General features: G+C 35.5%; 1 protein-coding gene and 1 pseudogene. Both read right to left on the bottom strand.

Features of this window, described 5'->3' with window-relative positions; genetic code table 11:
* The coding region (locus tag CXF65_RS00965; RefSeq protein ID WP_157823978.1) for a hypothetical protein at positions 1-394 on the bottom strand (394 nt) is incomplete at its 3' end.
* Positions 351-1387, bottom strand: a pseudogene (locus CXF65_RS00970) (hypothetical protein); the annotation flags it as partial. The gene CXF65_RS00965 and the pseudogene CXF65_RS00970, both read right to left, overlap by 44 nt.

Raw genomic sequence — 1387 nt, forward strand, 5'->3', positions numbered from 1 at the left:
GAAGTTTGATTATAGGCACTTCTGATGTATCTAAATCTAGAAAAAATCCTTTTTTTATATTTTCAGGATAGTTAATGCAAGCAAGCGTTTTATCATTCTCTTCTATTCCTATAGTATTGAAGCTCCCACCAATTGCATAGCTTTCACTATCTTTAAGTACAATAGTTTCCTTATTCAAGTTTTCTGGTAATACAGCAGTTTCTTCATTTACTTCTTCTTTTAACAATAAATCTGACTCCTTATCTACTGCTTCTAGTGTAATAGTTTCCTTATCTACTTCTTCTAACTGTGTGCAACCTATTATTAGACTTAATAACAATAATTTAACTACTACATATTTAAGCTTCATATTATCTTCCAGTTTGTGACCAATGCGGCTTGTCTTTACTTCCATACCAAATAACGGATACTTTCTTCCCAGCAGCAACTAAATCATTAAATTCATTTATCTTATATTTGTTACCATTTAAACTAATTGTCTTACCTGAATAGTTAGTGACTGTCATATCTACTGCAAAGCCTACATTATGGTTAGAATTAGATGGTTTTCCAACAGGGTTGCCTCCAATACCATAAGAAGCATGCATAGCTCTAGCAGCTTCAACAGCTTTACTTTTATTTCCACCATGAGTCCAATCAATATTGACACCAGGCCATGGAGGAACTTTTTCTGGACTAATTTTGCCTCTTTTTATATTAGTTGAATAGTACATTAGATAAGATCTTGCATCAGGACGATATGTAGTAGAAATACGAACTGAGATGTTAGCAGCTTTCAATGCACTAATAAATTTCTTAGCATTAGATTTAAACGGTTCTGATAAATCATCTAAACTTGTACTTGCTTTAAACCTGCTATGCCAATGTGCACCACTTGGATCTAACTTAGGCTTTTTAGCCTTATAAACATAAGCAACACCGTTTTTATCACTATTAGCGATGATAGTACCTTTCTTAATTTCCTTACCATTCTCGTTAACTATCACCGCAATGCTGATACCCACATCTGAATCATGCGTACGACCTCTTGTGCCATCACTACCAGTAGTAGAAGCATTTTTGCCATACTTAGTAGATTGAGTCCAATAAGTTAATCCTGATAAAGGCTTATCTGTTGCTTCATCTAAAAACTTAATCGTGATCTTTGCTTGTTTCGTCCTAACTTCATGTGTTGGGCCTTGTTGTGTTACTTTGTCATCGCGTATGACAGTGCCTTTATTAACTTCACTTGAAGTACTAGGTTTTGTAGAGCTGGGCTTTTGAGAGGGCGGCGTAGTTGAGGGCGCATTACTAGTGGAAGCAGAGCCTGTTGAACTGCTATTATTTTCAATCAGTTTATCAGTGCTGTATGTCCATTCAGTTGAGCCATCAGTGACAATATTACTGG

Origin of the sequence: Psychrobacter sp. Sarcosine-3u-12 (genome assembly GCF_002836005.1) — a bacterium.
Taxonomy (GTDB): domain Bacteria; phylum Pseudomonadota; class Gammaproteobacteria; order Pseudomonadales; family Moraxellaceae; genus Psychrobacter; species Psychrobacter okhotskensis.